The 13,616-nt window shown below is 37.2% G+C and carries 13 protein-coding genes, 1 pseudogene and 1 other annotated feature; of the genes and pseudogenes, 12 read left to right on the top strand and 2 right to left on the bottom strand.

Annotation, left to right across the window (positions count from 1 at the left end):
* Nucleotides 1-124: 124 nt before the first annotated feature.
* The 5 genes from BG04_RS26125 (at nucleotide 125) to BG04_RS26105 (ending at nucleotide 3,852) form a co-directional block, all read left to right on the top strand.
* Nucleotides 125-739, top strand: coding sequence for an AmiS/UreI family transporter (locus BG04_RS26125; protein ID WP_013083602.1), 615 nt, complete (start codon nucleotides 125-127; stop codon nucleotides 737-739).
* Nucleotides 740-780: 41 nt separating this feature from the next.
* Nucleotides 781-1,025 (top strand) — a binding site (T-box leader).
* A 67-nt stretch (nucleotides 1,026-1,092) separates the two neighbouring features.
* Nucleotides 1,093-2,322, top strand: a complete 1,230-nt coding sequence (locus tag BG04_RS26120; protein ID WP_034651150.1) for an MFS transporter — start codon at nucleotides 1,093-1,095, stop codon at nucleotides 2,320-2,322.
* Nucleotides 2,323-2,406: 84 nt separating this feature from the next.
* A complete protein-coding gene (locus BG04_RS26115; RefSeq protein ID WP_211186172.1) occupies nucleotides 2,407-2,823 on the top strand; it encodes a DUF4275 family protein in 417 nt (138 codons plus the stop codon).
* A gap of 274 nt (nucleotides 2,824-3,097) precedes the next feature.
* Nucleotides 3,098-3,445 (top strand): DUF805 domain-containing protein, encoded by a 348-nt coding sequence (locus BG04_RS26110; protein WP_034651157.1) that lies wholly within the window; start codon nucleotides 3,098-3,100, stop codon nucleotides 3,443-3,445.
* Between the two features lie 50 nt (nucleotides 3,446-3,495).
* On the top strand, nucleotides 3,496-3,852 hold the full coding sequence (locus BG04_RS26105) for a DUF805 domain-containing protein (protein WP_016764535.1): 357 nt from the start codon (nucleotides 3,496-3,498) through the stop codon (nucleotides 3,850-3,852).
* Between the two features lie 71 nt (nucleotides 3,853-3,923).
* Here the strand turns inward: BG04_RS26105 and BG04_RS26100 are convergent, their stop codons facing one another.
* The gene (locus tag BG04_RS26100) at nucleotides 3,924-4,982 is read right to left on the bottom strand and encodes an LLM class flavin-dependent oxidoreductase (protein WP_034651159.1); all 1,059 of its coding nucleotides are present in this window, start codon (nucleotides 4,980-4,982) and stop codon (nucleotides 3,924-3,926) included.
* A gap of 320 nt (nucleotides 4,983-5,302) precedes the next feature.
* Between BG04_RS26100 and BG04_RS26095 the strand changes: the two genes are divergently transcribed.
* From BG04_RS26095 to BG04_RS26070, 7 genes and pseudogenes are all read left to right on the top strand, one after another.
* Nucleotides 5,303-6,115, top strand: a complete 813-nt coding sequence (locus BG04_RS26095; protein ID WP_034651162.1) for an amino acid ABC transporter substrate-binding protein — start codon at nucleotides 5,303-5,305, stop codon at nucleotides 6,113-6,115.
* 151 nt (nucleotides 6,116-6,266) lie between these two features.
* Nucleotides 6,267-7,076, top strand: a complete 810-nt coding sequence (locus BG04_RS26090) for an SRA domain-containing endonuclease (protein WP_034651164.1) — start codon at nucleotides 6,267-6,269, stop codon at nucleotides 7,074-7,076.
* A 180-nt stretch (nucleotides 7,077-7,256) separates the two neighbouring features.
* Nucleotides 7,257-8,168 (top strand): NAD(P)/FAD-dependent oxidoreductase, encoded by a 912-nt coding sequence (locus tag BG04_RS26085; RefSeq protein ID WP_034651167.1) that lies wholly within the window; start codon nucleotides 7,257-7,259, stop codon nucleotides 8,166-8,168.
* A gap of 171 nt (nucleotides 8,169-8,339) precedes the next feature.
* A pseudogene (locus tag BG04_RS30090) lies at nucleotides 8,340-8,588 on the top strand (recombinase family protein); the annotation flags it as partial.
* Between the two features lie 256 nt (nucleotides 8,589-8,844).
* Nucleotides 8,845-9,315, top strand: a complete 471-nt coding sequence (locus BG04_RS26080) for a DMP19 family protein (RefSeq protein ID WP_034651170.1) — start codon at nucleotides 8,845-8,847, stop codon at nucleotides 9,313-9,315.
* Nucleotides 9,316-9,596: 281 nt separating this feature from the next.
* Nucleotides 9,597-9,989, top strand: coding sequence for a DUF3888 domain-containing protein (locus BG04_RS26075; protein ID WP_034651173.1), 393 nt, complete (start codon nucleotides 9,597-9,599; stop codon nucleotides 9,987-9,989).
* 119 nt (nucleotides 9,990-10,108) lie between these two features.
* Nucleotides 10,109-10,315 carry a hypothetical protein gene (locus BG04_RS26070; protein WP_228116876.1) on the top strand — a complete coding sequence of 69 codons (207 nt, stop codon included), beginning with the start codon at nucleotides 10,109-10,111 and terminating at the stop codon, nucleotides 10,313-10,315.
* Between the two features lie 133 nt (nucleotides 10,316-10,448).
* Here the strand turns inward: BG04_RS26070 and BG04_RS26065 are convergent, their stop codons facing one another.
* Complete coding sequence (locus BG04_RS26065) at nucleotides 10,449-13,568, bottom strand: efflux RND transporter permease subunit (protein ID WP_034651178.1); 3,120 nt, start codon at nucleotides 13,566-13,568, stop codon at nucleotides 10,449-10,451.
* Nucleotides 13,569-13,616: the final 48 nt, after the last annotated feature.

Below are 13,616 nucleotides of genomic sequence, written 5' to 3'. Positions count from 1 at the left end.
CAGTTTCCTTTTTAAAAGGAATTGCTTTTTCTTTTTTACATGTAAACCACAACTCCGTACATCCTAAAGAAAAACATAGACGCAGAGGAGGACAAGAAAAGCTAGGGGCTTTTCTTACTGAAAAATGGATCAAATTGGACTGTTGCTGTCAGGTGCAGCTTTATTTTTAAACGGACTGATGCTGCTTGGAAAAGCAGATGAAAAAAACGTAGGCGTATTTAACTTATTTGTTGGAGCTTTTCAAGTTATTGTTCCGTTTTATTTAATTATTACGTCAGATCAAAGCAACTGGATTTTGTATGAAAGAACGGCGATTTTTTTATTTGGCCTTACGTATTTGTATGTAGGGGTGACGGTATTAAAAGGAATGCAGGGAACAGGACTTGGCTATTACTCTCTTTGGGTATCGATTATCGCTTTAGTGTACGTGACCGTTTCTCTTGTTCATTATCATGACGTAATTAACGCTATTACATGGATTCTTTGGTCGTTTTTATGGTTTTTATTTTATGTGCTTAATACGAGCAAAAAAGATGTATCTGCATATGTGGGGAAAGTAGCGATTGTCCAGTCGTGGGTGACGTTAACGATTCCAGCGCTGTTTTCACTAACAGGCGTATGGGGAAATAAGGATATGTACAATATGTGGGGAATCGTGCTGGTAGCTTCCATCATTTATTTTGTATATCTAGGGTATCGACTATTCTTTTCTCAGCCGCAAAAAATGATTTTAAAATAAGTATTTACAAAAAATAGATAATAATGGTAAGATGTTAGAAATTAAATGCCGTGAAGAGAAAAGTAGACAGCGCGTATTCTTAGCAGAGAGCTCCGGAAGCTGAAAAGGAGCAAGAGAAACGCTGTTGAAGCAAGCCTCTGAGCAGCGCATTGGATCTAACGTGATAGTGCGACGGCTGCTTCCGTTACAAAGCTAGAGTATAAGCGAAAGCCGTACTCGATAAGGTTTATATGGCGACATATGAACAAACTAGGGTGGCACCGCGATTCATAATCTCGCCCCTAAGACAAATGTCTTGGGGGTGGGATTTTTTTATTGATCGAAATCAATAGTGAAGCGGAGGCCTTTCTTTTATGAAAAATAAGCTGTTGTCTTGGAAATACCCGTGTTTATTGCTGTTTGGAATTGGCATTAGCAATATCGGCGACTGGATTTATTTAATTGCTTTAAATGTCATGATGCTTGATATGACGAATTCGCCGCTTGCGGTTTCAGGGCTATACATGATAAAGCCGCTTGCTGCACTATGTACAAGTATATGGTCTGGAAGCTTAATTGACCGCATAAACAAACGGAAGCTTATGATGTTTTTAGATTGGATGCGCGCGGGGATTATTGCTTGCTTTCCGTTTTTCTCATCCATACTGATCATTTATATGCTGGTATTTATCATCAGTATGGCAAGTTCAATGTTTCGGCCGGCATCGATGGTTTATATCACAAAGCTTATTCCACGTGAAAAACGAAAAAGATTTAATTCGCTGCGCAGTTTGATTGATTCAGGCAGTTTTCTTATTGGGCCAGCCGCAGCAGGTACGCTATTTATGATTGGAACCCCTGTGTTTGCCATTTATGCTACTGCTGCAGCGCTGGTATCCTCAGGAGTGGTTACTTTGTTTATGCCGAACCTGGATACAAAAACAGAAGTTAAAGAAAATAAGCTGTCTGTAAACACCATTCGAGAAGATTGGAAAGCGGTGTTTCGTTTCAGTAGAGCCAACAGATACATTATCACCATTTATGTATTATTCAGTTTCTTAATGGTCATGGCTACGGCAATTGATTCTCTTGAAGTTTCATTTGCAACAAAAGTCATTCATTTGTCCGAAAGCGAATACGGATTTTTATTAACCATAGCAGGCGCTGGCATTATGATTGGCGCAGTTGTGAACACACTGTTTGCTAAGAAGCTGTCGACCAACTTTCTCATAGGTGCCGGCAGTGTAGGAGTGTCGCTTGGCTATTTGCTGTATGCGTGTTCCTCTTCTTTTCAAACTATCGGAGCAGGATTTTTTAGCTTATCCTTTGCGTTAGCTTTTGCAAGTGCTGGTTTTCAAACCTTTTATCAAAACAGTATTCCCGTTGACATAATGGGTCGAGTAGGAAGCATATATGGACTGCTTGAGTCACTCCTGATCATTATCATGACTTTTTTATGCGGCATGGCTGCGCCCATCTTTTCGATTCAAGGAGCTGTAATTGGTGGAAGCCTGATCATGCTTTTAAGTACAATTGTATTGTTTTTGTGCACGTTAAAGCCTACGTTTTATAAAGTGAATTTGGTCAAAAAGCAAAGAATTTAACGCAAGGGTACTAGTGGACAAATAAGCTAAGAAGCCGATAAAAAGAAATGAATACAGGATAAAGGATGGAAAAGCACAGTGAAAATGAAAGATGCGTTAAAGAAAAAAGGAATGTTTGTTAAAAAGTTATCGAATCAAGGTGAATTCTTTCGAAAGCGATGGGAAAATGAATTTGCAAGTGCTTTAAGCGCATTGCAAAAAAAGAAAATTTATATGGATGAATTTTTGTGGCATGCATTTAGCTATGAAAAGCTCCCTTGTTTACAAGGAGAACAAGCGATTCAAGCGTTCGAACAGCAAATAAAGAACGACTGTTATTTATTGTTTGAGCATGATGAACGAGTGCTGCAGCTATCTAAATGTGAGCATCTAACAAGCGCTGATTTAAGTGAAAATACAAACATGTATTTAGAAGATTTATATGTGGTTGATAAAGATTTTACGTGGACTTATGTGATTACGCATGAAAGCTCATGTGGGCCTTACTTTTACCGAACATAAGTAAAGATAGAGCCTGCCGTGTTTATTAATACGGCAGATTTTTTGTTATAAAAAAACATTTTATTAATTAAAAGTAATTATAGTGATTAAATGGTTTTTGATCTGAATTTATTGGGTATTTATTACTAATTATTATCCATCCCTTTCCTATATCTATATTATCAATTGGAATTTTTTTAAAAAATAGGATATGAAAATAATTTTTTGTATGCTAAGGTAATTACTGCTAGTAAGCTTGTCTTACAAAAAATGTTTTAAAAAAGGAGGTTTTTGTATGAAATGGTATTTACATGTACTGAAAAATTATGCAGTGTTTCAAGGGAGAGCGACGCGTAAAGAGTATTGGATGTTTGTCTTATTTAATTTTATTATATGGTGTGTGCTTTCAGCTATTGAACTTATAACAGATATGCCCCCGTTTTTGCGTATAGTTTATCTTGTTGCAGTCTTCATTCCATCTCTTGCTGTGACGGCACGCCGACTGCATGACATAGGAAGAAGCGGCTGGTGGCAGCTTATTAGTATTATTCCGATTGCCGGAAGTATTTGTCTATTCATTCTTCTTTGTCTAAGAAGTGAGTCGCAGCTAAATCGTTTTGATGTACCTAATAAAGTTGCGTAGGACTTAAATGATTAGATAGTTTGATTTAATAAACAAAGAGAGGGTTTGTCATGTACTGGTATATAAAAGCGTTAAAAAATTACGCGACGTTTCAAGGAAGAGCAACGCGTACGGAGTATTGGATGTTTACATTATTTAGTTATATCTTTGCACTTGTTCCATTTATATTTATTTTCATTGATTCACTTACAGTCTTTGCACCTATTTTAATATGGCTATACGCAGCAGCAATGATTCTGCCTTCACTTGCCGTTACTGTTCGCCGACTGCATGATACAGGAAGAAGCGGCTGGTGGTATTTAATTAACTTTGTTCCAGTTATCGGAGGTATTTGGCTGCTCATCTTACTTTGTCAAAGAAGCGAAGTAACAGCCAATATTTACGATACAGACACGCAGGCATCTTAACCAGAGTAGTTTATTAGTTTAAAAGTTAATAAACTAATAGACAAATTATTTTTAGCTAAAGAAAACTCCTGTTAAAAAGGAGTTTTCTTTTTTTTATTTTCCCACACGCTGCTGGGAAGTTCTTTTCGAAGAACAGGTGCAATATCATCTGCAAAGCGCTCTAGCTGTTCGCGCTGTTCTGCTTCGCTTAGACCGTCTACGCTGATGCTCAGCACTTCGTTTCCATAAGCGCGGTGATAGTCTATTATTTTTTCAATGATTTGCTCCGGGCTTCCTACTAAAGCAGGACCGTGTTGAACGATGTCTTCGAGTGACGTGAACGGCGATTGATTATGTTTGGCTGCTTCTGTATTGCTAAATGCGTTATAGTACGGGCGATAGCGGCGAATCGCTTCTTCCGTTGTATCGGAAATATATAGGCTGCTCGCCCCCGAACCGACAATGGCCTTGCGTGGATCATGGCCATAATAAGCGAAGCGTTCGCGGTAATGGTCAATCAGCGCTTTATATTTAGCCTGAGGGTGGAAGGAATTAGATGAAAATAGCGGCTCTCCGTATTTAGCCGCAAGTTCTGTAGACAGTGAGCTTGACGCGCTTCCATGCCAAACGGGAATAGAAGTCTGAAACGGCCGAGGCTGAGTCGTAACGTTAGTTAAATACGGACGATAACGGCCGCTCCACGTGACATTTTCTTCTGTCCAAAGCTGTTTTAAAAGAGCGTATCTTTCAGCAAGAGATTCCCATTGTTCTTCTTCTGTAATACCAAAAAGCGGATAATGACGCGGGTCATTGCCTTTTCCGATAATCAGTTCAAGGCGTCCACCCGATAGGTGATCAAGCGTTGCATAATCTTCAGCTACTCGTACAGGGTCTAAAATGCTTAGAACGGTAACGGTCGTAAGGAGACGGATGTGTGACGTTTTAGCCGCAATTGCACTTAAAACAACGGGAGGAGAAGAAGACAAAAAAGGAGCTCCGTGTCTTTCGCCGACTCCGTAAGCATCAAAACCTAACTTTTCTGCCAGCACTGCTTGATTTAACACATGTTGAAACTTTTCTTGAGCAGTGAATGTTTCTCCAGTAACCGGGTTCGGGATGTTTTGAATAAGACTAAATAAAGCAAATTTCATACGTTTTACCTCCAAAAGATAAAATGGTAGACGACAATAAAAAAAGCAAACGTACACGCATTATCGTGTCCATTTGCCTCCAGTTGACTGGTAGATATGTAGTTTCAATGTTTTATTAGTTGTATCTTAAGCGGTAGACACCGGGCTGTCAAGATAATCTTTTTCTAAAAACCTACTTGATTTATCGGTTAACTAGTATTATGATGTGAATAATCTTACACGAAGTAAGCCCACTGGTTAACCAGAGGCTCTTGATGAAGCAGCTGCTTCATCAAGAGCCTCTTTTTATTACATAATATAGGGATTTAGGGGAGGAAAGTATGAAAAAATATTGGCTGTTTTTACTTTCAATTGTAGTAGCTGTGAGCGTGGCAGGATGCGGAACAAACGCATCTTCAAGTGCAGGAGAAAAGAAAGAAAAAGATGTTCAAACGATTGTGGTTGGAACAGGCACTCAGTTTCCTAATATTTGCTTTATCGATGATAAAGGCAAACTGACCGGCTATGATGTAGAAGTAGTAAGAGCAATCGACAAAGAGCTACAGGATTATAAATTTGAATTTAAAACGATGGAATTTTCAAATCTGCTTCTCAGCTTAGAAAGTAATAAAATTGATATGATTGCTCATAACATGGCTCAGAACGCTGAGCGAAAGAAAAAGTTTTTATTTAATGATGAAACATATAATTATTCTCCGCTTTATGTAACAGTTCCTAAAAATCGAAATGATATTCATTCATTAAAAAATTTAGAAGGTAAAAAAATGATTGTAGGAGCTACAAGCAATGCGGCTGTCTATCTAGACAAATACAATCAAAAACACGGCAATAAAATCGATGTAGTTTACGCCGGTCAAGGTGCGGATGATGCCACAACTCAATTAAAAACAGGCCGGGCAGATGCTACGCTTGCGACACCATTTTCCATCGACTTTAGCAATCAAGCGCTGAAATTTCAGCAAAAAACGGTTGGAGATATCGTGATTAATTCAAAAGTATATTTTATGTTTAACAAAAAAGACGAAAAGTTAAAGTCGGAAGTCGATCAGGCGATTAAAAAGCTGAAAAAAGACGGTACATTAAAAAAACTCAGCACAAAATGGCTAGGAGAAGACTATACGGTGCAAAATTGACTATCGCAAAAAAGCAGCTGCCCACACAGCTGCTTTTTTTGTATGATATAAATCTGATAGATAGAAGAAACGATCTGCAAAGAAAACAAAAATTAGTGTATAGTAGAGCTATAAGTACTATAAAAGCAGGACCGCAGTAGGAGGCAATTCATTGATTACGGATTTACAGCGCGGAGATTTCTTTCAAAAAGGACATCGTTATCGCAGAAAACAAATTCATAAGCTTTATAAAGGGCAGGAACAAAGCGAAATATCAACGCCAAAAGCGCATCCATATATTTTTATTTTCACAAAAGAAAGCGGAAGTGAATACGGAACAGGACACGGGTGGAACAGAGATAAAACCGCTTTTTTCTATACGGGAGAAGGCCAAAGAGGATCGATGCAGCTCATTAAAGGCAATAAAGCGCTTCGTGAACATTTTTTATCAGGAAAAGCCGTTTACTTGTTTCACTACGTGGAGCCTGGAGTAGTAGAGTTCATTGATGAAGTGACGTATATTAATCATCAATTAGAAATCATGTGGGACTCAGACGGAGAGCTTCGTGAAGCTATTATTTTTGAACTTGAACGAAATCCTGTGATTGAGGAAAAAGCAGCAAAGCTGGATGTTTCACCTTATTCAACTGAACAGCTTCGTCATATAGCATTAGGAGAAGAAAAAAAGACAAGTGTTTACGAACAAACGGCAGCTCTTAAACAATATGTTCACAAACGCGCAGCAGGTATTTGCGAAGCCTGCGGAGAAAGCGCGCCGTTTATCGCAAAAGATGGCAGCTCCTTTTTACAAATGTACTATCTTCCAAAGCTGTCAGAGGGCGGACTCGCTAAGCCAAAGGACGCTGCTGCATTATGTCCCAACTGTCATAGTCGTCTACGCTACGGGAAAGATAGTGAAGTGTATAAAGAAGAGCTGATTACTAAAATTAATGAAAAAGAAGCAGGAAAGAAAAGTGAGTAATATCATCTTTTTTCATTTTATAAAAACCGTCTCTAGGCAGGGCAGCTGCCGAGGCGGTTTTTTTTGTATAGAAGGACTTCAAAAAATAAAGACAATAAAGCGTATAAAAATAATGGAAAAACAGATAATGAAAAACTGAAGCTTTCGTTTAGAAAATAGTAAAAGCTGAGGTGATGTGCTGTGACAGATAAGTATGATTGCGTTATTATAGGTGGAGGAATTGCTGGACTTCAAGCCGCTATTCAGCTTGGAAGATATAAGCGCAGTGTATTGGTTATTGATTCAAACGATGGACGTTCCAATCTTTGCAAAAATTATCAAAATATATTGGGATGGCCTGAGGGAATAAGTGGGCAAACTCTAAGAGAAACGGGAAGGAAGCAAGCAAAAAGCTACGGCATTCAATTTGCAGAAGAGCGTGTCCTTCAGTGTGAAAAAAGAATAGAAGGGTTTAACGTCATTACAAACTCTGCGAACTATGAAGCAACTACTTTACTGTTTGCGACGGGAGTAGTAGACCGGATTCCGCCTGAACTTCAGCAAGAGCTATATCCGTGCATGGGAACAACCGTATATGTATGTCCCGACTGCGATGGGTATGAAGTAAATAATAGAAGGGTATTAGTACTAGGGTCAGGAAAAGCAGGAGCCAGTTTATCTCTTACGTTAACATATTGGACAAATGACATTACGTACATTAATCACGACAAAAAAGAAATTGGACCTTTAGCAGATACCTTGATGCAAAAGGGAATTACCTATAAAGAAGCGACAATAAAAAAAGTCATAGCTGAAGCAGACATGTTAAAAGGAGTCATCCTCGAAAACAATGAATTTATCTATGGAGAAAAAGGTTTTTTAGCGTTCGGAGGAAATAAAGTTCGAACAGAGTTAGCGCATGAGCTCGGAGCAGAACTTCTAGAAAATCAGCACATTATCGTAAATCCGCGTACAAAAGAAACAAATGTCTCAAACGTGTGGGCAGCAGGAGATATTGTGGCTCATTCTGAACAAGTGACGGTAGCGATGGGAGAAGGTTTACAGGCAGCTATTTGGATACACAAACGCTTGTTAGAGCTTTATGAAAAATAATTGTTTTTTTATCCGTTTCTGCACACGCTACATTCTAAGTGGGAAAAGTCGATTCTTAGTGTTTTTTGTAATGAAACTCTGTACAGTATTCTGTGTTCAATAACCTTTCTTATTCTATTTTATATTACAATCGAATAAGAGAAAAATAAGAAAGAGTGATAATGGGGGGTTATTGGATATGCACGTGTATCAACAGGATGACAAAATTTAGATTTACAAACAGATGTACTTATAAAACGTGGTTGTACAAAAATTTTTCACGATAAAATGAGTGGAGCAAAAAAACAACGTCCTGGTTTGGAGGAGGCTCTGGGTGATGCTCGTGAAGGAGATGCAATTGTTGTTTGGCGATTGGATCGACTAGAACGCAATATGCAGGATTTGATTCAAATTGTAAACAGTTTAAATGAACGATATATAAGATGCTTTTATCTGAAAAACGCTCGTAAAAGTGGTGTGTCAATATAAAGGCGTTCGTATAGTGTTTTTATACTTTTTCGAATACCGAAAACTGTTCGCTAATGGAGCTTTAGTTTGGTTCGCAAAGGTGTACTTTTACGGACTTTAAATTCAATAGTTTAGATAGGTGGCATTTCTAACAACAATATTTTTAGATAAATATTCTGTTACAATTGGTACAGAGGATATCTTATTATATTTGTGGAGGATCTAGTCATTGAAATATAAATTAAACAAAAGTAAAATATTGAAAGCTGATGATATCTGGAATGCGGTTGTCGATTTGATGGGGGAATACAAATTTCCAACGGAAAACCAGGTTGCCAATAAAGTATATATAGTTTTTGATTATTATTCTGAACTTGAGAGTGGGGGACATGAAAAACTATTTGATTGGTCTTCATGGTATATAGATGAGATAGGTGTAAATAATTACTTTAGGGAATTGACGAGTATTCTTGAAGACATTAATGCTCATGATTATTCACTGATTGAGCAAGAATATGGTGAAAAGTTGTGGAACTTATATAAAGCTTTAGAAAATGACGAAATAGCAGAAGAAGATTTTTGCAATGTCCTAGAACAAGCTGATAATGAATATCTAAAGCTGGGCAGTAAATTGGGTGATTTGTTAGAGGTTTACTTTATGAAAATATTTACAGAGGTATTCGAACTTGTAGAGGATTAAATTTTAAATTTTTAAAGATAACAAATGTATAAAAGATACATTTGTTACACATCGATGTGGCTCGTCCTTTTAATAAAAAGACCGGTGTATCAATGATGTATAAAAAAAATACATAAATGAGAAAATGGAAAAGCTAACGAGTCTTTATGTATAAAGGACTCGTTTTTTATATGTGTACCGGAAGAGACATTATGTTAACTAATTTTGTATATGGTATACAGTTAAAGAAGCTGCTGAATAAATCATTTTAGTTTTTCTGAAACTAAGATGAGGTGATATTCATGAAGAGGATTACAGGGATGCTTACAATCGGAATAATGGTTTTGATAATATCAACTGCAAATGTGAATGCAAAAACAATAAATGAAGCTGATACAACACTATGTGACACTCTAAATTATGCACTTATGAGTAGCCTAAGAGAGCCAGTAGATAAAGCAATTGTAGAAATCTATAAGAACGATATAAATGCACCACAAGGTCTTAGATGGGATACAACTGGAGCAAAAATTCTTAAGATAAAGCAGTTGTATGGTGTCGGCGGATTGTATGAAATAACGTTAAGAATAAAGCCTTTTTATCGTGCACATATAACTTATGGGGTTGATGAAGTTGTTGTTAATTCGAATGGTGAATTGATAAGATATAAGCATTTGAAAACATATCCATTGTAAGAAACAATGGATATGTTTTTGATTGGTTCCTGTAATATGGATTATGTGAATTAAATAACTTTATTTATCCATAAATGTTATTATTTAGATTATACATATAAATGCAAGGTGGAATGTTTATGGAAAATAGGTCAGTTGTAGCTTACATTTTAATCTTTTTATCATTGGCATTATCAATTTATTTATTTGTTAATCCAAACTTATTAGTTCCGAAAGGTTATGAGCTAGCTATTGATGGCTATCTAATATCTCGAACATTAGTAATGATTTTTGCTTTATATTTAGTTTCCAAATTAGGATATGCTCTATTAAATAAAAAAGGTTAACTCTAATGAGTTAACCTTTTTTATGCTACCTAGAATACGTTTTATGGTAACTAGGTCTTTATATAAAAGGTTTTTTTATTCGTAAAACAAGAGAAGGAGCATACAAATTTACTGTATGCTCTTTTGCTTGTTGCTATATTTGTTGAGTAAGTTTATTCGAATTAACGTCTTTACTTGCCTGCTTCTTATGCAGCCATTGATAAATGATTGGAATCACTAGGAAGCTATTACAAGTTGATGTAATCATTCCACCAATTACTACAATTCCTAACGTTTGAGAAATTACCGTATCTGCTTGATGAGAGAAAGCGAGTGGCAACAACGTTAAGATTGTTGTAGCAGCCGTGATTAAAATTGGGCGAACTCGAGAGAGACTACCAGAAATAACGGCTTGTTGTATATCCATTCCACTTTTACGGTTGCGTTCAATTTTATCAATTAACACAATACCATTGGTTACAACGATTCCTGTGAGCATCAGTACGCCGATCAATGCAGCCAAGTTCCATTCGCCTCCAAAAATCACAAGAGCTATAACAACGCCACTTAATGCAAGGGGAATACTTAGTAAGACAGGTAAGGGTGCTCTCCAACCTTTAAATAGTGTAGATGTAATTAATAAAACGAATAAGATAGAAAAGGCAACGGCGACTGACATATCAAAAATCATGCTTTTGACTTGTTCTGTTATGCCTCCCATCGAATAGGTTACACCATTTGAAAGATTCATACCTTGAAGTTTCTGATCAACTTGTTTAGATACTTTGCCGATATCGTTGGATGTAATTTGAGCTGTCACTAGAGAAAACGGTTGACCGTTTCGTTCACTAATAGTAGAAGACGTTGGGTCTTTTGCAATCGATGCTAGCTCATTAAGTTTAATGGTTTTTCCACCCTTACCAGAGAATGTCTCGTTACCAAGAGACTTCATTACATCTTCTGGACTCGTATTCATTTGAATATTAGGCTGATTAGAAGATGTTTGATCTGCATACACATCAACAGGAAGACTCATATGGTCTACTACGAACGTTGCATCTTTTGTTTGTGACATATATCTATTAATCACAGTCATTATGTCAGAAAGCTGAACTCCTTTTTGAGTGATAGCTTGCTGGTTAAACGTAATCTTGTATTTTGGTTGGCCATTTGTTAAGTCAATTTTTCCATCCACACTTAATCCATCTATTGTGGATAATTCTTTTCGTGCTTTTTCAGCCGTTTTGTCTAAGGTAGCCTGGTCGGAACCGGCAAACATGATCTTCATTTGCGAATCATCACCGGAAATATTTTGACTCGTTACAGCATAGGCCACATTTTTCGAAAGTTTTGGAAGAGTAGAAGCTAACTGCGTAATCACTGTATCTGCTTCTTTCTCATTCTTTAATACTACTGAAAGATTAGCTACATTTGGTTTCTGTAAGAAACCACCGCCTTGATCGAACACGTCATCACTTTGTGGCGTACTGGTTGCACCAAATGTCGATGAATAAGACTCTACTTTTTTATTATCTTGCAAACTCTTTTCAACCTTTTGAACCTCAGCATCTACTTGTTCTAAGGTACTTCCTTGAGGCAATTCTACTTTAATTGCAACCTGACCTGTTTTAGCACTCGGCAAGAATGAAACAGGAAGGAAAGCTGAATAAGAGGCTGCAAAAATAAATAGTAAAGCCGAAATGAGCACCACAAGTTTCTTATGCTTTAGTGCCGATACTAGAACAGGTTTCATCATAGGCTCAAGAGAAACAGCCTTCTGCTTAGATGGTGCTCCTTTCCATCCCATAAAAGCAAGCGTAGGAATGACCAGCATAGCAACAAAAAATGAAATAATTAATGCAATGACAACAGACCACGCAAACCCACTATAAGAGGCACTTACAATTCCTCCTACAAAAGCTATGGGAATATACACAGCTATAGTTGTAAGTGTTGAGCCAAGAATAGCCGGAACCATTTCATGAACGGAAGCACTTAAAAGTGGCAGTAGTGCTTTGTTTTGAGACTTTTCTCTTCTGCGATACATATTATCTAGGATAACAATCGAATCATCTACAATACGTCCCATAGCAACAATTAGTCCTGAAACGGTTAAGATGTTAAGTGTAATGCCCATTGTTTTTAAAATAGCAGCTGTTGCTAACAATGAAATCGGCAACGAAATAGCTATAAGCAACGTAGATCGCACATTTCGGAAAAAGAAAAATACGCAAACCATGGAGAATAAACAACCAAGTAAGCCTTCTCGAATTAAACCATTTAACGAATCGTTTAATTCTTTTTCACGATCCAATTGCGGTGTTAATGAAACAGAGCCATCTTTAACAAGCTGCAGTCCATGTACTCGTTCTTTTACATGTTGGGCTACGTCTGTAATATTGGCAGAAGGCGTTTTAATGACATTTAATTGAACACTTGGTTTACCATCTATTCTGGCAACTGTTTTCACATCATTTAACGCATGTGAAATGCTTCCCACTGCTGAAAGAGGGATGGAATTACCGTCCGCATTTTTAATTTTAATGTTTTTCATTTGCTGTTCATCGAGTTTCCATCCCTCAAAGGTAACGGGGATCGATAGCTGATTTTGGAGTACAATACCTTTAGGTAATGATGGAACGGATAAAGATAGTGCTTTATTTAAGTCATCCATCGTTAGATTGTTTTTCGATAAATCCTTCATTCTTACTGTTAAAACATATCCATCTTTTGCTCCACCAAATGTGGAGACATCAGATACTCCAGGAACGGTTTTTAATTGCTGAACGATATCTTGTTGAACAGTTGATTTCAATTGGTTTTCATCCAACTTATCACTCGTTAAGTTGTACGTAAGTATAGGAAAAGAACTGGTTGTAACCCCTGTAACAAGAGGCGTTGATGTAATGGTTGGTGGAATATCAGCATTAGATAAAGCTTTATTTACATCGGTTTCTGCTTGCTTCATATCCGTATTCATCGGAAAATAGAGACTCATAAATAAGCCACCATCGTATGAGCTCGTTTCCACATCTTGTAACCCATCTGTCGTTCTTACGGCACTTTCCAACTTGTCTGTAACCAATTTTTTTACCTGTTCAGCTTGATACATAGGTAGACGCATGCTTACAGTAAGTGTTGTATTATTGATGCCAGGGAGATAATCTCTTTGCATTTGAAAAGCTGATATACCACCCCAAGCTAAAATAATAACGACACATACGATCATTAAGATAGCTCTTTGCATGGTTCCTTCTACTAGTTTTTTGAGCATATATTTACTCCTCCTGCTTTAGTATCCTTGTACGGGAAAATCTCTTGA

Origin of the sequence: Priestia megaterium NBRC 15308 = ATCC 14581, from assembly GCF_000832985.1 — a bacterium.
GTDB lineage: Bacteria > Bacillota > Bacilli > Bacillales > Bacillaceae_H > Priestia > Priestia megaterium.
This window is presented reverse-complemented; position numbering and strand designations above follow the sequence as displayed.

Coding starts and splice junctions, on each gene's coding strand:
- BG04_RS26105 (WP_016764535.1), top strand. CDS start 3,496: ATGTACTGGTATATAAAAGCGTTAAAAAATTACGCGACGTTTCAAGGA.
- BG04_RS26110 (WP_034651157.1), top strand. CDS start 3,098: ATGAAATGGTATTTACATGTACTGAAAAATTATGCAGTGTTTCAAGGG.
- BG04_RS26120 (WP_034651150.1), top strand. CDS start 1,093: ATGAAAAATAAGCTGTTGTCTTGGAAATACCCGTGTTTATTGCTGTTT.
- BG04_RS26100 (WP_034651159.1), bottom strand. CDS start 4,982: ATGAAATTTGCTTTATTTAGTCTTATTCAAAACATCCCGAACCCGGTT.
- BG04_RS26065 (WP_034651178.1), bottom strand. CDS start 13,568: ATGCTCAAAAAACTAGTAGAAGGAACCATGCAAAGAGCTATCTTAATG.
- BG04_RS26070 (WP_228116876.1), top strand. CDS start 10,109: ATGGAAAATAGGTCAGTTGTAGCTTACATTTTAATCTTTTTATCATTG.
- BG04_RS26115 (WP_211186172.1), top strand. CDS start 2,407: ATGAAAGATGCGTTAAAGAAAAAAGGAATGTTTGTTAAAAAGTTATCG.
- BG04_RS26125 (WP_013083602.1), top strand. CDS start 125: ATGGATCAAATTGGACTGTTGCTGTCAGGTGCAGCTTTATTTTTAAAC.
- BG04_RS26075 (WP_034651173.1), top strand. CDS start 9,597: ATGAAGAGGATTACAGGGATGCTTACAATCGGAATAATGGTTTTGATA.
- BG04_RS26095 (WP_034651162.1), top strand. CDS start 5,303: ATGAAAAAATATTGGCTGTTTTTACTTTCAATTGTAGTAGCTGTGAGC.